Source organism: Streptomyces pluripotens (genome assembly GCF_000802245.2).
GTDB classification, from domain to species: domain Bacteria; phylum Actinomycetota; class Actinomycetes; order Streptomycetales; family Streptomycetaceae; genus Streptomyces; species Streptomyces pluripotens.
In genome coordinates, this window is record NZ_CP021080.1 from 4,603,466 (window position 1) to 4,624,868 (window position 21,403).

General features: G+C 70.2%; 18 protein-coding genes. 11 read left to right on the forward strand and 7 right to left on the reverse strand.

Annotated elements, in window-relative coordinates:
- Positions 1-83: 83 nt before the first annotated feature.
- Together LK06_RS20865 and LK06_RS20870 are read left to right on the forward strand one after the other, a co-directional pair.
- A complete protein-coding gene (locus LK06_RS20865; protein WP_039652979.1) occupies positions 84-950 on the forward strand; it encodes a biotin--[acetyl-CoA-carboxylase] ligase in 867 nt (288 codons plus the stop codon).
- A 298-nt stretch (positions 951-1,248) separates the two neighbouring features.
- Positions 1,249-2,373, forward strand: a complete 1,125-nt coding sequence (locus tag LK06_RS20870) for an adenylate/guanylate cyclase domain-containing protein (RefSeq protein WP_039652981.1) — start codon at positions 1,249-1,251, stop codon at positions 2,371-2,373.
- A 69-nt stretch (positions 2,374-2,442) separates the two neighbouring features.
- On the opposite strand, the gene LK06_RS20875 is transcribed toward LK06_RS20870, so the two are convergent.
- A complete protein-coding gene (locus LK06_RS20875) occupies positions 2,443-3,099 on the reverse strand; it encodes a hypothetical protein (protein WP_234367462.1) in 657 nt (218 codons plus the stop codon).
- Between the two features lie 190 nt (positions 3,100-3,289).
- On the opposite strand from LK06_RS20875, the gene LK06_RS20880 reads away from it, so the two are divergent.
- The 3 genes from LK06_RS20880 (at position 3,290) to hutH (ending at position 7,007) form a co-directional block, all read left to right on the forward strand.
- Positions 3,290-4,084, forward strand: a complete 795-nt coding sequence (locus LK06_RS20880) for an enoyl-CoA hydratase/isomerase family protein (protein ID WP_039652983.1) — start codon at positions 3,290-3,292, stop codon at positions 4,082-4,084.
- Between the two features lie 153 nt (positions 4,085-4,237).
- Positions 4,238-5,380, forward strand: a complete 1,143-nt coding sequence (locus tag LK06_RS20885; RefSeq protein WP_039652984.1) for a GGDEF domain-containing protein — start codon at positions 4,238-4,240, stop codon at positions 5,378-5,380.
- An 88-nt stretch (positions 5,381-5,468) separates the two neighbouring features.
- Entirely contained in the window at positions 5,469-7,007 is a 1,539-nt protein-coding gene (gene hutH, locus LK06_RS20890; RefSeq protein ID WP_039652986.1) for a histidine ammonia-lyase, read from the forward strand.
- A 47-nt stretch (positions 7,008-7,054) separates the two neighbouring features.
- On the opposite strand, the gene LK06_RS20895 is transcribed toward hutH, so the two are convergent.
- Together LK06_RS20895 and LK06_RS20900 are read right to left on the reverse strand one after the other, a co-directional pair.
- A complete protein-coding gene (locus LK06_RS20895; protein ID WP_234367463.1) occupies positions 7,055-7,846 on the reverse strand; it encodes a hypothetical protein in 792 nt (263 codons plus the stop codon).
- Between the two features lie 42 nt (positions 7,847-7,888).
- The gene (locus tag LK06_RS20900; protein ID WP_039652989.1) at positions 7,889-8,239 is read right to left on the reverse strand and encodes a hypothetical protein; all 351 of its coding nucleotides are present in this window, start codon (positions 8,237-8,239) and stop codon (positions 7,889-7,891) included.
- Between the two features lie 108 nt (positions 8,240-8,347).
- On the opposite strand from LK06_RS20900, the gene LK06_RS20905 reads away from it, so the two are divergent.
- From LK06_RS20905 to LK06_RS20920, 4 genes are all read left to right on the forward strand, one after another.
- Positions 8,348-8,689 (forward strand): hypothetical protein, encoded by a 342-nt coding sequence (locus tag LK06_RS20905; protein ID WP_086083426.1) that lies wholly within the window; start codon positions 8,348-8,350, stop codon positions 8,687-8,689.
- A gap of 219 nt (positions 8,690-8,908) precedes the next feature.
- Positions 8,909-10,159: a L,D-transpeptidase gene (locus LK06_RS20910; RefSeq protein WP_039652992.1), complete on the forward strand. Its 1,251-nt coding sequence runs from the start codon at positions 8,909-8,911 to the stop codon at positions 10,157-10,159.
- A 166-nt stretch (positions 10,160-10,325) separates the two neighbouring features.
- Positions 10,326-11,774, forward strand: coding sequence for an ABC transporter permease (locus LK06_RS20915; protein WP_039652994.1), 1,449 nt, complete (start codon positions 10,326-10,328; stop codon positions 11,772-11,774).
- 79 nt (positions 11,775-11,853) lie between these two features.
- Entirely contained in the window at positions 11,854-12,537 is a 684-nt protein-coding gene (locus LK06_RS20920; protein WP_039652996.1) for an ABC transporter ATP-binding protein, read from the forward strand.
- A gap of 136 nt (positions 12,538-12,673) precedes the next feature.
- On the opposite strand, the gene LK06_RS20925 is transcribed toward LK06_RS20920, so the two are convergent.
- Positions 12,674-13,579, reverse strand: a complete 906-nt coding sequence (locus tag LK06_RS20925; RefSeq protein WP_039652998.1) for a helix-turn-helix domain-containing protein — start codon at positions 13,577-13,579, stop codon at positions 12,674-12,676.
- Between the two features lie 172 nt (positions 13,580-13,751).
- On the opposite strand from LK06_RS20925, the gene LK06_RS20935 reads away from it, so the two are divergent.
- Together LK06_RS20935 and LK06_RS20940 are read left to right on the forward strand one after the other, a co-directional pair.
- The gene (locus LK06_RS20935) at positions 13,752-14,792 is read left to right on the forward strand and encodes an NAD(P)-dependent alcohol dehydrogenase (RefSeq protein ID WP_039653000.1); all 1,041 of its coding nucleotides are present in this window, start codon (positions 13,752-13,754) and stop codon (positions 14,790-14,792) included.
- Positions 14,793-15,285: 493 nt separating this feature from the next.
- On the forward strand, positions 15,286-16,623 hold the full coding sequence (locus LK06_RS20940; protein WP_086083722.1) for an MFS transporter: 1,338 nt from the start codon (positions 15,286-15,288) through the stop codon (positions 16,621-16,623).
- Positions 16,624-16,798: 175 nt separating this feature from the next.
- On the opposite strand, the gene LK06_RS20945 is transcribed toward LK06_RS20940, so the two are convergent.
- The 3 genes from LK06_RS20945 to LK06_RS20955 form a co-directional block, all read right to left on the reverse strand.
- Positions 16,799-18,076, reverse strand: coding sequence for an ATP-binding protein (locus tag LK06_RS20945; protein ID WP_039653003.1), 1,278 nt, complete (start codon positions 18,074-18,076; stop codon positions 16,799-16,801).
- A 185-nt stretch (positions 18,077-18,261) separates the two neighbouring features.
- Complete coding sequence (locus tag LK06_RS20950; RefSeq protein ID WP_043433542.1) at positions 18,262-19,797, reverse strand: MFS transporter; 1,536 nt, start codon at positions 19,795-19,797, stop codon at positions 18,262-18,264.
- Positions 19,798-20,061: 264 nt separating this feature from the next.
- Complete coding sequence (locus LK06_RS20955; RefSeq protein WP_039653005.1) at positions 20,062-21,180, reverse strand: hypothetical protein; 1,119 nt, start codon at positions 21,178-21,180, stop codon at positions 20,062-20,064.
- Positions 21,181-21,403: the final 223 nt, after the last annotated feature.

Consider the following 21,403-nt stretch of genomic DNA (forward strand, 5'->3'; position numbering starts at 1 on the left):
AGGGGGGACGGTTACTCATCCGTAGAGTAGTGGCGGGCCTATCGATCAGCACTGCGTCGTTTACCACACCTAGGGTGGCTTGCATGACGCCCCGAGATGCAGCAGACGACAACGGCAGCCGCTGGTCCGACCTCGACCGTCCACCGCTGAACGCGGCAGCGCTCCGGCGGGCTCTGGTGCGCGAGGGAGGGCTGTGGTCCGGGATCGAGGTGGTCCAGCGCACCGGCTCCACCAACAACGACCTGGTGGCGCGCGCGGCGGCCGGCCGGGCCGCGGAGGGAGCGGTGCTGGTGGCGGAGGAGCAGACGCAGGGCCGGGGCCGCCTGGATCGCCGGTGGACGGCACCGCCGCGGTCCGGCCTCTTCTTCTCCGTGCTGCTGAAACCCACCGAGGTGCCGGTGGCCCGCTGGGGCTGGCTGCCGCTGTTGACGGGCGTGGCGGTGGCGACCGGACTGTCCCGGGCAGCGGGCGTCGATACGGCACTGAAGTGGCCGAACGACTTGCTGGTGACCGTGGGCGGGGAGGAACGCAAGGCGGGGGGCATCCTGGCCGAGCGGGCGGGCGAGGACGGCGTGGTGGTGGGCGTCGGCGTCAACGTCACGCTGCGCACGGAGGAACTGCCCGTGCCGCTGGCAGGCTCGCTGGCGCTGGCCGGGGCGGTGGGCACGGACCGGGATCCGCTGCTGCGGGCCGTGCTGCGGTCGCTGGAGGACTGGTACGGGCGATGGCGGGCGGCTGGCGGCGACCCCGGCGCCAGTGGGGTGCACGACGTCTACGCGGCCGGGTGTGCCACGCTCGGCCGGCTGGTGCGGGCGGAGCTGCCGGGAGACCGGGCCCTGGTGGGACGAGCAGTGGCGGTGGACGGCGACGGGCGGTTGGTCATCGCCACGGAGGAGGGCGCGCGAGAACCGGTGGGAGCGGGAGACGTCGTGCATCTGCGCCCAGCGTGAGCGCGACGGTCGTGCGGCGGTGCCCTGGCCGGCCGGACACGGTGCGACGGGGTGCGGGCGACCGCGTGGCGAGCCACCATGGACCCATCGCCGGATACGGCGGTCGGCGCCCTGGGAACCGGGCCGTGGCCCGGAGGGCGCCATGCAACCGGGGAGCGCACGCAGCGGCTTTCGGCACCACTGACCGGTGCCGAGTGGCGCGTCCCCGGCCGAACCCGACGGAGTGAGCTGGCGCACACCTGCCGTAGAGTTGAGGCCGGTCGATACCTGACCGCGGCAGATCGGAAGGGCAACAGGCGTGACCGTCGACGACACGGGCTCCGGCGCGGACGCGGACGGCCGGGTGGATCCGCAAGCCCCCGATACCGATGAGGACCCCCTGGCCCTGCGCCTCGAACAGCTCATCCTGGGCGCCGAGCGCCGCTACACCCCGTTCCAGGCGGCCCGCAGCGCCGGTGTCTCCATGGAGCTGGCCTCCCGGTTCTGGCGGGCCATGGGCTTCGCGGACATCGGCCAGGCCAAGGCCCTCACCGAGGCCGATGTGCTCGCCCTGCGCCGTCTGGCCGGCCTCGTGGAGGCGGGGCTGCTGAGCGAGGCCATGGCGGTTCAGGTGGCCCGGTCCACGGGGCAGACCACCGCCCGGTTGGCCGAGTGGCAGATCGATTCCTTCCTGGAGGGCCTGACCGAGCCTCCCGAGCCTGGTATGACCCGCACTGAGGTGACGTATCCGCTGGTCGAGCTGCTGCTGCCGGAGCTGGAGGAGTTCCTGGTCTACGTTTGGCGCCGGCAACTGGCCGCGGCCACCGGGCGCGTCGTGCAGGCTGGGGACGACGAGGAGATGGTCGACCGGCGCCTGGCCGTCGGCTTCGCCGACCTCGTGGGGTTCACCCGGTTGACCCGCCGGATGGAGGAGGAGGAACTCGGCGAACTCGTCGAGGCCTTCGAGACGACCGCCGCCGACCTGGTGGCCGCGCGCGGCGGCAGGCTCATCAAGACCCTCGGCGACGAGGTGCTCTACGCGGCGGACGACGCCGGTCTCGCCGCCGACATCGCGCTGCGGCTGGTCGAGACGCTGGCGAACGACGAGACCATGCCGGAGCTGAGGGTCGGCATGGCGTTCGGCACGGTGACGACCCGGATGGGTGACGTGTTCGGTACGACGGTGAACCTGGCCTCCCGGCTGACCTCGATAGCGCCGCGCGACGCCGTGCTGGTGGACAGCGCGTTCGCCGAGGAACTGATCCGCAGTGGTGAGGCGCCAGCCTCCGAGGCGGCGGCGGCCGAGGCCGTGGCGGCAGCCGAGAAGGAGGGCGAGGAGCCGCCGGCGTACCGCTTCGCGCTCCAGCCGATGTGGCAGCGCCCGGTGCGTGGGCTCGGCGTCGTCGAACCTTGGCTGATGGCCCGTCGGAACGCCCCGTCCTGACTCTGCCCCGGCTGTCCCGCCCTCAGCGCTGCTGAGCCCTGCTTGGGCTCAGCCCGGGCACGCCGCCGTCTACTGGTCGCCGATGCCCAGGAGGTCCACGCACAGGCCGATCAGCGGAAGGCACACCCCGCCCGGATCGGGACTCGTCGGGCTCGGGCTCGGGTCGGGCGTCGGGGCCGCGGTTGTGGCCGCGGTTGTGGTCGTGGCCGGCGTGGAGTTCGCGGCCACCGGGCGCGGGGCCGATGCCGTTGGCGCGGGACGCGGTGTGCTGTCCGGTGTGGACGGGGCTCCGGTCGGGATGGTGGTGGGTACGACGGCGTCGTTGGACGGCGCGGTCGGCACACCGGGAGTGACGGACCAAGACCCGCTGGTCGCCGGTGTGGGGCCCCTGCCGCCCATGACCGAGGTCGCCGAGGGCAGTGCCGTGGGCAGTGCCCTGGGTACGGCGGTGGGCGCGGCGGCGGTGGTGGCCGCGCGGCCCGTTGCGCCGCCGCCCGGATCGAGCCGGGGTTCCGCCTCCGCCGTGCCCGGGGCCCCGACACCCGAGTGCGGGGTGACCCGGAGCAGGCTGAGGACCCCCGCTGCCAGGGCGAGGCCGCCGACGGCGAGCAGCACCTTGCGGGGGCGTGGCTTGCGGTGGCGCCCCCGAGCAGCGAACACGCCCCCGACGGGGCCGTGCGCCGCTGCCGTCTCTCCCACGTGGGACCGTGCACGTATCGCTGTCATGGATTCCCTCCCCGCCGCGCGCCCCGGTCGCGCCGTGGCGGAGCGCACGCTATGCGCTTCTGTGGGGGGTGCGGGGTGAGACGGCCGGGACATCACTCGAACGGGCGTAGCCCCCCGGGCTTCCCGGGAGGGGGCACGGCTGCGATGATCAGGCGCACAGTGTGTTAACCCGCGTTAACCGGAGGGTGTTATGAGCGAGGAGCGGTTCGGCGAGTTCGTGCTGGTGCGGCGGCATGGGCGGGTCGCGGAGCTGGTACTGGACCGGCCCAAGGCCATGAACGCCGTCTCGACGGAGATGGCCCGTTCCATCGCCGGGGCATGTGCCGCGCTCGCCGTCGACCGGGATGCTCGTGTGGTCGTGCTGACGTCCTCGCACGAGCGGGCGTTCTGCGTCGGCGCTGACCTGAAGGAGCGCAACTCCTTCACTGACGCGGACCTGGTGCGGCAGCGGCCGGTGGCACGCGGGGCCTACACCGGGGTGCTGGAACTGCCGATGCCGACGATCGCGGCGGTCCACGGGTTCGCCTTGGGCGGCGGTTTCGAACTGGCCCTGTCCTGCGATCTGATTGTGGCCGACCGTACGGCCGTGGTGGGGCTGCCGGAGGTGTCGGTGGGTGTGATCCCCGGGGGTGGTGGTACGCAACTGCTGCCGCGGCGGATCGGGGCGGCGCGGGCTGCCGAGCTGATCTTCTCAGCGCGACGGGTGCAGGCGGTGGAGGCTGCCGGACTGGGGCTGGTGGACCAGCTGGTGGACGAGGGCCGAGACCGGGAGGAGGCGCTGGCGCTGGGCGCGCGGATCGCCGGGAACTCGCCGGTGGGACTGCGGGCGGCGAAGCGTGCGCTGCGGCTCGGGCACGGGCTGGATCTGCGGGCCGGGCTTGAGGTCGAGGACGCGGCGTGGCGGTCGGTGGCGTTCTCGGGGGACCGGGCGGAGGGGGTGGCGGCGTTCAACGAGAAGCGGAAGCCGGAGTGGCCCGGGGAGTAGGGCACCCGGTGCGGTGACCTAGGGGGCGCGGCGCGGCTCCACCGCGTGGGTGCGCCCCTGCGGTCGGCCCGCGCCCTCGGTGTATCGCGGCAGCCACCACCTGATCGCCGCACAATGTCACCATTCGTCCGATTTACTCTCTAACCTGGAGTGATGGGTGAGGACAAGCGGCTCGCCGCGGTGGTGGCGCTGGCGCAGGGGATGGCGGCGGCGCAGACCCCGCGGGGGTCGTGGCAGGCCGCCGCGCTCGGCGCCTGCCGGGCGCTGGACGGTAGTTTCGCGGCGCTGTCGGTGTGGGAACGGGAGCTGGGTCGGCTGCGCGTCCTCGCGAACGTGGGCGACCGGGCACCGGACGAGGAGGAGTTCCCGGAGGCGGAGGCCTACCCGGTGCACCAGTTCCCGGAGATCACCGAATTCCTGCACGAGCGGTGGGCGGGAGGCGGCGGCCCCAACGCCTGGGTGGAGACGGCCCAGGGGCCGGCGGCCGGCACCCCCGGTTACTTCCACCAGCGTGTTGCCGCCCTGCGCCGCCGGGGCCGCGGCTGTTGCGTGGTCGCGCCGGTCGTGCTGCACGGCAGGGCCTGGGGCGAGCTGTACGTGGCGCGCGCGGTCGGTGAGCCGGTGTTCGAGCGGGCCGACGCCGACTTCGCCACCGTTCTGGCCGCGGTCGTCGCGGCCGGGATCGCGCAGACCGAACGGCTGGAGGAGGCCCGCCGGCTCGCCTACACCGACGCGCTCACCGGCCTCGCCAACCGCCGTGCCGTGGACGTGCGGCTGGAGGAGGCGGTGGAGCGGCACCGTGCGCGGGGCACGGTCGTCAGTCTCGTCGTCTGTGATCTCAACGGGCTCAAGCGGGTCAATGACACCCTCGGGCACGCCGTCGGCGACCGGCTGCTGGAACGTTTCGGTTCGGTCCTCTCGCTGTGCGGGGCGATGGTGCCGGGCGCCCTGGCGGCCCGGCTCGGTGGGGACGAGTTCTGCCTGCTCGCGACCGGTCGGCCCGCAGATGACGTGGTGAAGGCCGCGGACGAATTGTGTCGCAGGTCGGCCGAGCTGGAGCTGGGGGAAGGGGTCTCGTGCGGCGTCGCCTCGACCGAGGATCCGATCGGGCCGGTGCGCGATGCCCGACGGCTGTTCCGGCTGGCGGATGCGGCGCAATACCGCGCCAAGGCGCTGCGTGCCGAACATCCGGTGGTGGCGGGCCGGGAGGGGCCGGACGACCCGGTCGTACGGCTGGCGGACGAGCCGCCGCCGTCCCGGCCGGAGCGGCGCCGCTTCCGGGGGCGCAGCGTCTGAGGCGAAGCCCACACCCTGCGGTAAGGGTCGTACCCGTACTCCACTAGTGACATCTATGCATTCAATGCGTAGGCTCCTGAATATGGATATGCACACTGTGGTGGTGGGGACGTCCGGTGTCACGGCGTCCGACGTTCTCGCCGTAGCGCGCGGCGGTGCCCGCATCGAGCTGTCGACGGAGGCGGTGGCGGCCCTCGCGGCGGCCCGGGAGATCGTGGACGCGCTGGCGGCGAAGCCGGACCCGGTCTACGGCGTCTCCACCGGCTTCGGAGCCTTGGCGACCCGGCACATCAGCCAGGAACTGCGCGCCCAGCTGCAACGCAACATCGTCCGCTCGCACGCCGCCGGCATGGGCCCGCGCGTCGAGCGGGAGGTCGTACGGGCCCTGATGTTCCTGCGGCTCAAGACCGTGTGCTCCGGGCACACCGGTGTGCGTCCGGAGGTCGCGCAGACCATGGCCGACGTGCTGAACGCCGGAATCACCCCAGTCGTGCACGAGTACGGCTCCCTGGGGTGCTCCGGCGACCTGGCCCCGCTGTCCCACTGCGCCCTGGCGCTCATGGGGGAGGGAGATGCCGAGGGCCCCGACGGCCAGGTCCGGCCTGCCGGCGAGCTGCTCGCGGAGCACGGTATCCAGCCCGTCGAACTCCGGGAGAAGGAGGGGCTCGCCCTCCTCAACGGCACCGACGGCATGCTCGGCATGTTGATCATGGCTCTCGCCGACCTCGGCACCCTCTACAAGTCCGCCGACATCACCGCCGCCCTCAGCCTGGAGGCGCTGCTCGGCACGGACAAGGTCCTCGCGCCCGAGCTGCACGCCATCCGTCCGCACCCGGGCCAGGGCGCATCCGCCGCCAACATGCTCGCCGTGCTGAAGGGCTCCGGCCTCACCGGGCACCACCAGGACGACGCACCACGCGTCCAGGACGCCTACTCGGTGCGCTGCGCCCCGCAGGTCGCCGGCGCCGGGCGGGACACGCTGGCACACGCCCGCCTCGTCGCCGAGCGGGAGCTGGCCTCCGCCGTCGACAACCCGGTCGTGCTGCCCGACGGCCGGGTGGAGTCCAACGGCAACTTCCACGGCGCCCCGGTCGCTTACGTCCTGGACTTCCTCGCCATCGCCGCCGCCGACCTCGGGTCCGTCGCTGAGCGCCGCACTGACCGATTGCTGGACAAGAACCGCAGCCACGGTCTGCCGCCCTTCCTCGCCGACGACGCCGGTGTCGACTCCGGGCTGATGATCGCCCAGTACACGCAGGCCGCGCTGGTCAGTGAGATGAAGCGGCTCGCCGTACCGGCATCCGCCGACTCCATCCCGTCCTCCGCCATGCAGGAGGACCACGTGTCCATGGGCTGGTCGGCCGCGCGCAAACTGCGCACCGCCGTGGACAACCTCACCCGGATCATCGCCATCGAGCTGTACGCGGCCACCCGCGCCGTCGAACTGCGTGAGGGCCTGTCCCCAGCCCCCGCCTCGCAGGCCGTCATCGAGGCGGTACGGGCCGCCGGTGTGCAGGGCCCGGGATCTGACCGGTTCCTGGCGCCCGACCTGGCCGCCGCCGACGCGTTCGTGCGTGGGGGAGAGCTGGTGGTGGCCGCGGAGACGGTCACCGGCCCACTGCAGTGAGGAGAGGGGCCCCGGCACTGGAATCCGCCGGCCGGGGCCCCGAAACGTCACTTCAGCTTTGCCGCCTGGGCGCTGACGACCGCCGGCGACACCTTGTACGCCTGCTTCGCCATCATCGCGCCGATGTTGATCGTGGTGTAGGACACGAGGGCGTTCCCGTGCCGCACGACCTCGGCGTGGACCACGGCCGTTTCCCCGTCGCCCGCGCTGGTCGCGGCGAAAGCGATCGCTGCGTCACCCGTGCCCGAGGACTTCTCCTCGGCGACCTTCGTGAACGTCGCCTTGGTACCGCCCTGGGAGCCCTTGAAGCCGCTCGCGCAGGCCTTCACCGCGTCCGAGACGGACTTCAGCGCCTGCTCGGCACCGTCCCCGTCGTAGGAGGACAGGGCGACCACCGTGGTGTCCCGGATCAGGGACTTGTTGATCGCGTCCTTGAGCTTGCCGTCGGTCATGTCGTCCATGGACGTTGCGTCGTCCGTGGGGGCCTTCTTGTCCTGCATGGCCATGCGGTTGGTCTCCGCAGCCGGTTTCGCCGGAGCCAGGCCGGTCAGGACGTCCAGCAGCGGGGTGCACTGGGGGTCGCCGGCCTTGACCGTACCCCTGGCGGGGGTGCCGCCGGGGATCTCCTGGACCTTGAAACCAGGAACGTCGCCCTTGGCGATGATCAGCTTCTTCAGTTCGGCGGCGTTCAGCGTCTTCGCCGCAGGCTTCGCCGCTTCCTTGCCCCCGGTGTCCGCGGAACCCTTCGACTCTCCGTCGGAACAGCCCGTGATGAGGGCGAGCGACAGCGCGCTCACAGCTGCGGTGGCGCACAGCCGCACGCCCGATGATCTCTTCATGCGTGAACTATGTGTCGGCTGTCAAGGATTCGTCAAGAAAGGCTAAAAGCCCATACGTTCGCGACGCACCGAATACACCACGAAGCCGGCACCCATGGCGAGAAAGAGGGTTCCGCCCACGACATACGGCGTGGTGTCCGGGCTGCCGGTGTCGGCCAGTTCGGTGTCGGCCAGTTCGGCGTCGCCCGCCGCTTGTGCCGTGCCGGTGGTGGTCGTCGACAGTGCCCCACCCTGCTGCGTGACCTGCGGCGCGGAGCGCGCCTGGACAGAGTTCACCGCCGTCCCGCTCGCCGGGAGGCCCTGCGACGCCTTCGCGGACGGAACGAACCACAGTGCGCAGAGCAGGGTGCCGGCCGCGGTGGCGGTCAGCAGTGGGCGGCGAGCAGATGACACGGAATACGATCCCCTTGTGACGCTGGCGAATTGGCCGTGTGGAGCGATGTTAGTGAAAGGCGCGGGTCACAGGAAAGTCACGGGGGGCCTCGGTCGTACGCTCCCGCCATGAGCGTTGAAGAGACATCACGTTTTGTGCGACTTCGGGTGGAGCTCGTCCTCGAAGTCCAGGAGGCGGGCGAGGTGACCAAGGCCGCGCTGCGCCGGCTCGCCGAGGATCCCGAGCTGCCCGAGGAGGAACGGGCGCACGCCAAGAGCGCTGTGACGGAGGACACTGCGGAGGCCCTCGCCTACCTCGTGGACCCGTTCGACCTGGTCGGCGACGTACCGGGAGTGGAACTCCAGCAGGCTTCCTGGTCCAGCGAGCGGATCGACTACGACCCCGACTCGCCCGAATGGGATCTGGACGAGGACGATGAGGTGAGTGACGACGAGGACGGTACCGGCTGAGCAGCACCGGGATGTCCACGACCCCGGACGGCAGCCGTCCGGGGTTCCATCGTCCCAAGAGGGCGCACGGGCCGGATTCCGCACCGCTCGCGCGCCGTGGACGTGGTGTGGCCCACAGATCCACCAGACGTGGAACGGGGCGGCACGGTCGTAGCGTTGAAAGCTCTTACGGGGACTCTCGGGGTTTTTCGCGACTCGGCAACGATGGAGAAGCTTGTGATGACGGACGGTAAGCGGCGCAGGGGTCTGATGGCCGCGTCCGCTCTGCTCGGTGGCGTGCTGGTGCTCTCGGCCTGTTCCGGCGGCGATGCCAAGGCCTCGGGCAGCGACAAGGGTGATACCTCGCAGGCCAAGGTCGACGAGGCGGCGGCCAAGAAGTCGTCGGAGGCGCAGATCAGGATCACGCCCAAGGACGGCTCCAACAACGCCTCGATCAACAACTCCGCAGCCGTCACGGTGAGCAAGGGCACGCTCACCGGTGTCACCATGACCACCCAGGACGGCCAGGCCGTCTCCGGTCAGCTCTCCGCCGACAAGAAGAGCTGGAAGCCCAACGTCCAGCTGAAGCGGTCCACCACGTACAAGGTCGCCGCGGAGGCCAAGGACTCCCAGGGCCGCATAGCCCACGAGAACGCCTCCTTCACCACGGTCGCCCCGGCCAACAGCTTCATCGGCACCTTCACCCCGGACAACGGTTCCACCGTCGGCGTCGGCATGCCGGTGTCGATCAAGTTCGACAAGGCGATCACCAACAAGGCGGCCGTGCAGAAGGGCGTCCAGGTCACCTCAAGCAGCGGCCAGGAGGTCGTCTGCCACTGGTTCAACGCCAACCGCATGGACTGCCGTCCCGAGGACTACTGGAAGGAGAACTCCACCGTCACCCTGAAGCTGTCCCTCGACGGCGTCGAGGGTGCAGACGGCGTCTACGGCGTACAGCAGAAGACGGTCACCTTCCACATCGGTCGCAACCAGGTCTCCTACGTCGACGCGAAGACCAAGCAGATGAAGGTCACGCAGGACGGCAAGGTCATCAAGACCATCCCGATCTCCGCCGGCGCCCCCGATCACACCACGTACGAGGGCAAGATGGTGATCTCGGAGAAGTTCAAGCAGACCCGCATGAACGGTGCCACCGTCGGCTTCACCGACGATGACGGCAAGGGCGAGTACGACATCAAGGACGTGCCGCACGCCATGCGCCTGACCACCTCCGGCACCTTCATCCACGGCAACTACTGGGGTGCGCCGTCCGTCTTCGGCAGCGTGAACACCAGCCACGGCTGTGTCGGCCTGCAGGACAAGAAGGGCGCGGACGACCCGAACACCCCGGCCGCCTGGTTCTACGGCCACTCCCTGGTCGGTGACGTCGTGGTCGTGCAGAACACCGGCGACAAGACGGTCGCGCCGGACAACGGCCTCAACGGCTGGAACATGGACTGGTCGCAGTGGAAGGCCGGTTCGGCCGTCTGACTCCGTTCCCGGCCCGCACCTCACACCTGAAGCACCGATGCCGCCCCTCCGCCGGGGTCGGCATCGGTGCATCGGTGTTCTTGGGCCCGGTCCGGTCATTTCCTTCTCATGCTTCTCTTATGCCGACTTTATGGTGTCATCACGGCCGGTACCTACCGTGCGGGCCATGTTCTTCACGTACCTGAGGCGCGAACTGCGCCGCCGCAGAAAGGCGGCTCTCGTCGTCGCCTCTGGCCTCGCGCTGGGCATCGCGCTGGTCATCGTCGTCAACTCCGTGTCCAGCGGCATGGGGAAGGCCCAGGACGAGGTTCTGCAGTCGCTGTACGGCCTGGGCACCGACATGACGGTGACCAAGGCGGCAACGCCGTCCGCCGGCAGCTCCCAGCAGCCTCGGTTCCGGTTCGACGCGCGGAACAACGACGACACGTCCCAGCAGAGCAGCGACCGGGTCCGGGTACAGGGCTTCACCACCCTGGCCGACTCGACCGTCACCAAGGTTGCTGACCAGCAGGGCGTTTCGCAGGCCGCTGGCGGGCTGAGCCTCAACGTGGTCAAGGTCAGTGGTCAGTTCACCCGCGGCCAGTTCCAGCAGAACGGCAGCGGAGGGTTCCGGCGGGGTGGCAATGGCCAGCCACAGGGGGAGGTGAAGGGCGGCGGCGCCGACTTCAGCATCAACCAGTACTCCGTCTTCGGTACCGACGTCACCCAAACCGGCATCGGCCCGCTGACCTCCTCGAAGATCACCAGCGGTCGTACCTTCCAGGCCGGTGAGACGAACGCCAAGGTGGCGGTGGCCGACTCCGCGTACGCCAAGGAGAAGACGTACAAGGTCGGCTCCACCGTCACCATCAAGGGCACCGCGTTCAAGGTGATCGGCATCGCCACCGCCACCAGCGGTGACTCGGCGGCCAACCTCTACATCCCGCTGAAGCAGGCGCAGACCCTCGCGGACGAGAAGGACAAGGTCACCACGATCTACGTCAAGGCGACCGACTCCCAGAAGATCGACACCGTCAAGAGCGCCATCCAGAAGAACGTCTCGGGTACGACGGTCACCACCTCCTCCGACCTCGCCAAGACGGTCTCGGGTTCCCTGTCCACCGCTTCCTCGCTGGCCACCAAGGTCGGCACTTGGCTGTCCATCGCGGTGCTCGTGGCCGCGTTCCTGGTCGCGGGCCTGCTCACCTCCTCCGCGGTCTCCCGTCGGGTGCGCGAGTTCGGCACCCTCAAAGCGCTGGGCTGGAAGTCCGGCCGGGTCACCCGGCAGGTGGTCGGCGAGGCCATCGTCAACGGCCTGGTCGGTGGCGCCCTCGGCATCGGGCTCGGTCTGGCGGGTGCGTACGCCGTCACCGCCATCAGCCCCACCCTCCAGGCCCAGTTGGGCAGCACCGGCGGCGGATTCGGCGGGCCGGGCGGAGGGTTCGGAGGCCGGGGCGGTGGCTTCGGCCGCCATGCGGCGACGTCCCTTGAGGTCGCCCTCACCGCGCCGGTGAGCGTCACGACGATCGGCCTGGCGGTGGGCCTCGCGGTGGCGGGCGGACTCATCGCCGGCGCGTTCGGCGGCTGGCGGGCGTCGAGACTGCGCCCGGCGGACGCGTTGCGGCGGGTGGAGTAGCGATCACCCAGCGGAGCGGTCGCACCGACCGGCGACCGGCGATGACGCGCACCACCACCGAACTCATCCAGGAGCACACATGTACGAACTGAGAAACGTCACCAAGCGCTATACCCGCGGCAAGGAAGCGGTCCACGCCCTCGACGGCATCGACCTCACCATCGGCGACGGCGACCGCCTGGTCATTCAGGGCCCGACCGGCGGCGGGAAATCCACCCTCCTCCAGATGCTCGGCGGACTCGACCGGCCCACCTCCGGGGAAGTAGTGCTCGACGGAACGGATCTGGCCAAACAATCCGAGGCCCGTCTGACGAAACTCCGCAGCGAGAACATCGGATTCGTCTTCCAGTCCTTCAACCTCATCCCGACCCTCACCGCGCAGGAAAATGTGGAGACGGCCCTCGTGCCCCTCGGCATCAAGGCCAAGGAGCGCCGTGAACTAGCCGCCGAAGCACTGGAATCGGTCGGCCTGGGGGAACGGCTGGCCCATGTTCCCTCGGAGATGTCCGGCGGCCAGCAGCAACGCGTCGCCATCGCCCGGGCCCTGGTGAAGAAGCCCAAGGTGCTGCTGGCCGACGAGCCGACCGGAAACCTCGACGAGGGTATGCGGGACGAGATCATGGACGTGCTCGAACGTCTGTGGAAGGAGCACGGGTTGACCTTCATCATGGTCACCCACGACTCCGCGATCGCCAAGAAGGCGCCGCGTCTGGCCACCATCCGCAAGGGGAAGATCACGGTGCAGGAGAACGTCAAGGCCTGACACCTGTCGGGTGTGCCGGGAAACGCACCGGCACGCCCACCAGGGCCGGTCCCGTCCCGCAGCAGGGTTCCGGCCTCAACGGCGTCATCAGCGGTGGTGCGGGCCAGCCCGGGAGCCCGGGACCGGGCGGCGAGGCTCAGGCGGACGGCACCGGGCGGCCCGCGTCCGCGCCCCAGCTGGCCAGCAGGCGGAGGGACTCGGCGGACGGGGAGCCGGGTTCGGGGTGGTACGTCACCAGGGACTGGTCCGTGCCGTCCGGCAGGCGGAAGGACTCGAAATTCAAGGAGAGGTCCCCCACCAGGGGATGGTGCAGACGCTTGACGCCGTGGCTCTTCTCCTTGACGTCATGGGTGGCCCACAGCCGGCGGAACTCGTCGCTCTTCACGGAGAGTTCACCCACCAGAGCAGACAGCCGGGGGTCGTCCGGATGGCGGCCCGCGTCCATGCGCAGGGCGCAGACGATGTCGATCGCCTTCTGCTCCCAGTCGATGAACAGGTCGCGGTACTCGGGGCGCAGGAACACCATGCGCGCCCAGTTGCGCTCGCCGGGCGCAAGGTCCGCCCAGTCACCGAAGACCGCTGCCGCCATCCGGTTCCAGGCGAGGATCTCCGAGCGACGGCCGACGACGTACGCCGGGACACCGTCCATCGTGTCCAGCAGTTGCCGTAGTGAGGAGCGCACCTGCTGCTGCCGTGCCGTCGGCTTCTTCTTGTGCGACTTCGGCTTGGCCAGGTGAGTGAGGTGCGCGTGCTCGGCGTCCGTCAGGCGCAGGGCACGCGCGATGGAGTCCAGCACTTCCGCCGAGACGTTCCGTCCGTTGCCCTGCTCCAGGCGGGTGTAGTACGCCACCGACACCCCGGCCAGCTGGGCCAGCTCCTCGCGGCGCAGCCCGGGGACCCTGCGGTGCCGTCCGAAGTCGGGCAGCCCCACGTCCTCCGGCTTGAGCCGGGCACGGCGGCTGCGCAGGAACTCGCTCAGCTCGGCGCGCCGGTCCAGGGGCTGGCCGGCTGCTGCCTCCGGCTGTCCGCTCCTGCCATCCATGCGTCCAGTATTCCTGGTCGTAGGCCCAGGAGCCTGACCCCGCCAGTGGTAGGCACGGCAGTCGTACGAAAGGCCGTGGTCTGGGCCGGTCAGTCGGGCCTGCGGCAGTCTGGAGGCCGTGCCCGGCAGGAAGGCAGCCGGGGGCGAAGACCTCTGCTAGGAGAACCCCGGCATGACCACTGTTGCTGCGTACGCCGCGCCCGCCGCGAAGGCCCCGCTGGAGCGGACGACCATCGAGCGACGCGCGGTCGGCGAGTTCGACGTCCTGATCGACATCGAGTTCGCCGGCATCTGCCACTCTGACATCCATCAGGCACGGGAAGGCTGGGGCAAGGCGAACTTCCCGATGGTTCCCGGTCACGAGATCGCCGGTGTTGTCCGTGAGGTCGGCCCGGGCGTGACCAGGTTCCAGACCGGTGACCGCGTGGGCGTCGGCTGCATCGTCGACTCCTGCCGGGAGTGCGACAACTGCAAGGCCGGCCTGGAGCAGTACTGCGCCGAGGGCCCGACCTTGACCTACAACGCGGTCGGCAAGGACGGGCAGCCCACCCAGGGCGGCTACGCCCAGAAGATCGTCGTCGACGAGAACTACGTCGTCCGTGTTCCCGACGGGCTGTCGCTGGATGTGGCCGCCCCGCTGCTGTGCGCCGGCATCACCACCTACTCGCCGCTCAAGCACTGGAACGCCGGTCCCGGCAAGAAGGTCGCCGTCGTCGGCCTCGGCGGGCTCGGACACATGGGTGTGAAGATCGCACACGCGCTCGGCGCCGAGGTCACCGTCCTGTCGCAGTCCCTGCGCAAGAAGGACGACGGGCTGAAACTGGGCGCCGACCACTACTACGCCACCAGCGATCCGAAGACCTTCGAGGAACTGGCTGGCACGTTCGACATCATCATCAACACCGTCTCCGCCCCGCTGGACTTCGCCGCCTACCTGTCGCTACTGCGCACGGACGGCACCATGGTCAACCTCGGTCTCCCGGAGGAACCGGTGCGGATCGTCCTCCAGTCGCTGTTCGGCAACCGACGCAGCCTGAGCAGCTCCGGCATCGGCGGCATCGCCGAGACCCAGGAGATGCTCGACTTCTGCGCCGAGCACGGACTGGGCGCCGAGATCGAGCTGATCCGCGCGGACGAGATCAACGATGCGTACGAGCGGGTGCTGGCGAGCGACGTCCGCTACCGCTTCGTCATCGACGCGGCCACCATCTGAGCGGACCGGCCCGGAGCGCGCCGGGCGGCTCGCCACCGGCTCGCTCCGGGCCGGGCACCGGGAGGTAGCGCACGGCGACGCAGGCGCGGGTGGGGGCCCGGGGGCGACCGCCGTGCCGGGTAGCCGCTGCGGCACCGGAACCGGCAGGCCGTCCGCCACGCCGCGGCGTGCGGTCCGCCCGACATGCGCGACGCTCGTCGAAACAGGGGCAAATACTCTTGAATCCTCTGTCTCTCCCGCATAGTGAGTACGCCACGGTAACGGCCGCCGGAGTCGCCGTGCTCGCCCCGACCGAGGTCGGCCCGGTGGCAGCCGTCCGGGCAGGCCCCAGGGCGGTGAGCCTCGTCCGGGGCCGTGTCGAACGGGGCATCGGCAGCAGGCGGCCACACGGGAGAGCGCCATGGACTTCGGTCACCCTCGGGGGAAGCGCCATGGCGGCGAGACCGCCGTGCGTCGCTTGCACGCAGCCGACCCTCGGGCGCCACGTCCCCTGATGACGCTGATCGCCTCCTCGATGTGCATCTTCGTCGTGCAACTCGACTTCCTGGCACTGAACCTGGCGCTGCCCCGGATGGCATCGGACCTGGGGACGACCACCACGGACCTGCAGTGGGTGATCAGCGGCTACATGCTGGCGCTGGCCGCCACCCTGATCCCGGGCGGCAGGCTCGGGGACATCCTCGGCCGCAGGCGGATGCTGATCACTGGTCTGGTCGTCTTCGCCCTGTGCTCGTTGGGCGCCGGCCTCGCCTCCACCCCGAGCGCCGTGATCGTGATGCGGATCGCCCAGGGTGCCGGCGCGGGGGTGCTGTTCCCGCTGGCCATCGCAGTGATCACCGACGCCTATCCGCCGGAGCGGACGATGCGGGTTATCGGGGACGCCTACGGGATGGGGGCCCTGGCCCTGGCGCTCGGTCCCGTGTTCGGCGGCGGGGTCACGGAACTGCTGAGCTGGCGCGTGGTGCTCTTCGTCAACGTTCCGATCGGCGCGGCAGCCATCGTCATGGTCGTCCTCGGGGTGCGCGAGTCGAGGGACACCACCGTGCCGCGCTCGATCGACCTGCCGGGGCTGTGCATGGTGACTCTCGGTATCGCTGCGGTGACGATCACGGTGGACCGGTTGCGGGCCTGGCCCGCTGGAGTCACCGTCGGTGTCGCGGTGACCGGACTGCTGCTGCTGGCCGGGTTCGTGGTGAGGGAGCGGGTGGCGCGGTGGCCGCTGGTCGCGCTCGATCTGTTCCACAACAAGCCTTATGTGGTCATCACGTTCATGTCGACCGTCGCCAACATCTCCTTCGTCCTGGCCATGTACGGCGTCACGATCTACCTCCAGCAGGTTGCCGGGCACACGCCTCTCGGAGCCGGAATGATCTTCCTGGCCGCGTCCGTCGCCGCCGGTGTGGCAGCGCCGCTCTCCGGACGCCTCGGTGAGCGCTTCGACGTTCCGCGGACCATGGTCGTGATGACCCTGGTGGGTGCGGTCGGCCTCTTCCTCGTCTCCCTCAACGGCGACCTCTGGTCCTACCTTCCAGGTCTCGCGCTGACCGGGTTCGGTTACGGCATGGGGTGGACGATGGGAAGCAGCGGGACCCAGGCGGTCGTCCCGCCCGAGCGGGTCGGTCAGGCCTCGGGGGTGGAACTCGCCATCGTCATCGGGATCGCCGGCATGTGCGTGGCCGCCGGGGCAACCCTGATCGAGGTGCGCACCACCAGTGACGGTCTCGCGGCGGCGATCGGCGACGTGCTGCTGTGGGTCGCGATCGGCAGCGCCGTCGCCGCCGCTGCCCTCGGGCTCGTCGCTGCCCGCGTGATGCCCGAGGAGCGTCCCTAGGGGTCCAGGTGTGAGGATCGGATGCCCAGGGCGTGAGACCCGCGTGTGCGGGCACGAGCTGAAGCCGCTGCCACCGGCCGGCCGCGGCCCATGCCGCTCGTCGAGGGTGTTCGTGCCTTTGGACAGCGTCTGTCGGTCGTCGGTCATCGACGTCTTTGGAACAGCGGCACCGGTCTCAGAGCCGGCTGTACTCGTCGATGTCCTCGGCGAACTCCTGGATCGCCCTGGCGGTGAGCGACGGCCGGGTGTCGCCGATGGCGGTCATGTAGTCCTCGGTGGTGGCCGGGAGGCCCTGGCGCTGCGCGATTTCGCGTTCGAACGCCGCCTGTGCGCCCTTGCGAGCGGCGAATTCGATGTCGGCCGGGGTGAACAATTCGCTTGCCTCGACCAGTTGGCCAAGGTTCACCGAACGGGCGGATGCCCCGAGGTAGCGGGCCCAGATCGCCGCGCGGGCGGTTGGGTCCGGCGGGCCGATGGGGATGACGTAGTCGAACCGGCCCGGTCGCAGGAAAGCAGCGTCGAGGGAACGCACCGAGTTGGTGGCACAGGCCAGCAGGCGTGCGTCGGGCTCACGGAAGACGGGGATGAGCTTGAGCAACTCGTTGGTCACCCCGTGCCCGGGGTCGACCGCCTTTCCGGAGCGCTCCCCGGCGATCTCCTCGACTTCGTCGATGAAGAGCAGCACCGAGTCCAGTTCCGCCAGATCCGCGAAGGTCTCCCGCAGCGCCGTGGCGAGACCCTCGTTCGTATCGGCCGCGAGTCGGGAGGGGAAGAGTTCCACGAACGGCCAGCCGAGCCGCGAGGCCACCGCCTTGGCGAAGCTGGTCTTCCCGGTGCCGGGTGGGCCGAAGAGGATGACCGCCTTGGGTGGGGCGACGCCGTAGTGGTCTGCCAGCGTCGGCTCGCTCAGGGGGAGCACGAGACGGCGCTCGACGACCTGCTTCTCCCGCTCCATGCCGGCCATGGCGTCCCAGAGCCCCTCGGGTAGGACCCGGCCGCCCAGCGCCGCGAGGACGTCGGTGTTGGCAGTGCCGGAGGGCTCCAGTTTCTCGTAGTAGGCCAGGTCGGTGCGGACCTGGTAACCGGAGTTCTCCAGCGCCTTCGTCCCGGCGGCCCCGGCGGGTAGCAGTGCACTGATGTGGCGCACGCCCAGTGCCCGCAGGCGCCGTTCCAGTTCGCCGAGGAGAGCACTGCCGATCCCGCGCTCACGCCACCGGGAAGCGAGTGCCACCTGCAGGATCCACCCCCGCTTCCCGTGGGCCTGTGCCACGGCCATGCCCACCACTTCGCTGCCGACCACTGCGACGACGGCCGGCTGACCGGCCTTGGCCGCGGCCATCACCTCGGAGACCGGGAACACCCGGTCCTCGTCGGCCCGGCGGCTCTGGTCCCAGACCTCAATGGCCTGGTCGAGATCGTCGTCGTGATAGTCGCGCAGATGCCAAGCGGGCATCGTCACCACCTCATCGGGCACGGGAGCCCCATTGTCCCCGCTGGAACACCCGGTGACGAATCCAGACCGCTCACTGCACCGCTGTGATCAACCACGGTGATCGGGAAGGGAAGGCCGGCAGACCCGCTCGGTGGGGGTGTCCGGCGGCAGTGGTGTCCGGCGGCGGTGGTGGATGACGGCGCGGATCATCGTCTTCGCCGCGGCCCGGACCGCGCCCTGCGCCCGGGATTCTCGCGGCGGGGCATCAGAGCGAGGGCCAGTCCCGCCACGACGAGCGGCAGGATGCTGACGATCAGCATGGTGCGTTGCAGGGCCTCGGTGAAGTCCAGCCCGAGGCGGAGTCCCGAGGCCTGCCGGAGCAGGTTCGGATCGTATACGTTGCCGCCGGGGCTCTGTGCCATTCCGCTGCTCACGGCGTCCACAGCCTGCTGGGCCTCACCCACCGACAGGTCGCGTGCCGCGGCGTCCGCCAGCCACTGCCGTTGGAAGAAGAAGTTGAAGAGCAGGAGGTAGACCGTGGGGCCGAGTGCGGAGCCGGTCATCGCGAAGGCCATCTGAACGGAGGCCACCGTGCCGGAATGTCCGGGCGGTGCCTGGGAGAGGACCGTCTCGGACACGGACGTGGAGGTGACCAGCGCCCCGAGGTTGCACAGCCAGGTGGCCAGCACGAGCAGCCACAGCGCCATCGTGGGGCTGGCGGTGCCCGCCAGCAGCAGCCCGCTCGCTGCCATCGTCAGCAGGCCGGTGACCATCACCGGCCGCGGGGTGTACTTTCCCACCAGGCGCCCGGCCAGGATCACGGCACCAGCGACGAGCAGGGTGCCGGGCAGGTACAGCAGGCCGATCTTCTCGGGGGACAGGGACAGCACCACGCTGCCGAACTGCCCCAGGACGAGGCTGAGTCCAACCCCGAGGAAGTTCAACGTGACGGCCGCAGCCAGGGCCACGCTGAACGGTGAGCTGCGGAACAGCGCCAGGTCCAACGCGGGCTGGGCGGTACGGCGTGCATGGAGCACGTAGAGCACGGCGGCGACTGCGCTGATCACCAGCGGCACCCAGGTCTGGGGCCGGGCCACACCGTTCTGCGCCGCGCCGAGGCCGACGACGAGGGTCACCAGAACCAATCCGATCAGGCTGACACCCGCCACGTCTAGGCGGCGGCCCTGCTGGACCGGGGACTTCGGGACGTACCGGGCCGTCAACCAGAGCGAGACCAGAGACAGCAGCGGGGCGATGAGGAACAGGAACCGCCAACCGACGGCCGCCACCGCCCAGCCCGTGAAAGCGGGGATCACCCCGCAAAGGACCATCTCGACGGCCATCAGGACACCGATGGCCGTCGGCCGTTGCTCAGCAGGCACCGACACTTTCAGCAGGGCAAGTGGTACTCCCAGCAGCGCGGTCATGCCCAGCCCGTCCAGGAAGCGCATGGCCAGCAGGAAACCGTAGCCGGGAGAGAACACAGAAAGCAGGTTGACGACCGTGACGACGGTCAGCCCCAGCATCAGCAGCCGCTTGAGCCCGAAAGTGTCCCCGAGGCTACCCGCAGCGAGCACGGAAGCGGCCATCACCAGTGTCGCGGCTCCGCCCAGCAGCCCGACGAGCTGCGGCGGCACATGGAGGGCCCGGTCCACCTGGGGCAGATTCAGGCTGAGCACCAGCGGGTCGACGACCGTGACCGTGAAGGCGAGGGAGAGTCCCAGGATGATCGGCAGGGGCATCGCTTTGACACGTGATGACTTGACCGCCGGCACCGCAGTGCCTCCTGCTTTCCCACGTCCCATGCCGATCGACGCTAGTCCGGCCACGACGGCACGCCGGGCCAGCCCAGTCCAACACGCCCGGAAGCCCGACGATCGGGTCAGTGGGGATCCGGCATGCCGCCCAGGCTCTCTTCACCGGCCCTCGTCCTCCGGGGAGCACCGGCCCTCGTCCTCCGGGGAGCACGGCGACATCGGGATCGGGAGGCGTCGCGATCAGGTGGGTCAGCCGGAAAGAAGCGCCGGGCGGCCACCGTCGGCCTCGTAGCCGGCTATGGCGAGTGCGCGGTAGAGGGCGAACTCGGCGGCGGGATCGCTGCTCAGGGTCCAGGGCAGCGCGCCGACGTGACCGTCGACATGCGTCAGCTCGTCCATGGCCTCCGCCCAGCGCTCGGCGCGGACCAGGAAGAAGACCAGCACATGGCGGACGTGCGCGACCACCGGGTCGCCGGGATCGGCCGTGTGCACCGCGTGCAGCGCGCCGTGCATCGCCCTGACGACCACCTCGCTCCGGTACAAACCCCTGACCAGGTTCACCTCCGGGAGGTGCTCGAAGACCGCGAAGAGCGGCAGCGCGGACAGGAGCGAGCCGTGCGGCGCACGGGCCGCGGCGGCCTCGGCGAAGGAGTACGCCTTCTCGCGCGAGCCGTGCCACTTCTCGCACCAGTAGTGCAGCGCGGCCAGATGCGCACCCATGTGATGTGGCGTGCGGTCGAGGACCTTCAGCCACAGCTGGTCGAACTCGTCTTGCGGGTAGGCGAGTCCACGGGCGATGGACAACTCGACGAGGTACGGCACCGGATCGCCCGGGGCCAGGAGGGCCGCCTGCGCACAGGCCTCCCGGGCCTCCCCCATGACGGCCCGGAAGTCGTCCGTGCCCGGTGCCGAGGTACGCCAGGCCTGCTGCACCAGGAACTCCGCGTGTACGGCGGCACCGCCCGCGTCCTCGGGCTGTTCGGCCCGCCACACCCGGAGCCATTGACCGCCCGGTATCTCGTGTACCCCGCCGGGCTGCTGCTGCAGCTCCACTGCGGCCGAACCCGCGAGGGCCTGTACCCGTTGCCAGCGTTGCTCACTCTCCGACCCGGTGCCGGCCAGCAACTGGGCGGCGGGCCGGTAGTCCTGGGTGCGCTGCACCAGCTCCAGGACTTCGAGCAACTCCTGGTCCCGGGCGGGCACGCGCACGTCAAGCTCTTCCTGGCCGACGAAGCCGTAGAGCGCCGGATCCGTGGCGTTCGGGGGCCCCGGGAGAACCTGCTTGATCGCCCCGCGCCTGCGCCGCACCATCGGGAGCAGGGCGAAGCACATCAGGAGCAGCGCCATCAGCAGCCAGAGAATTGCCATGCCTCAAGCGAACCAGACGCTGCCGACGCTTGGCCAACTCCGCCCCAGAGCTGTGGACAACTCCCTGCCGCGCGGGGTGGGCACAGCCTTCCTCGCCGAGGTCGCGCACCGTCCGTAGACCGCGCCGAGCCGTGCGAACGCCGCCCCTCGCGTACAGGGAAGACCCTGCGTCCACTGTCGCACCGTCCCGGCCGCCGTCCTGCGGACGTCACCAGCCGGCCAG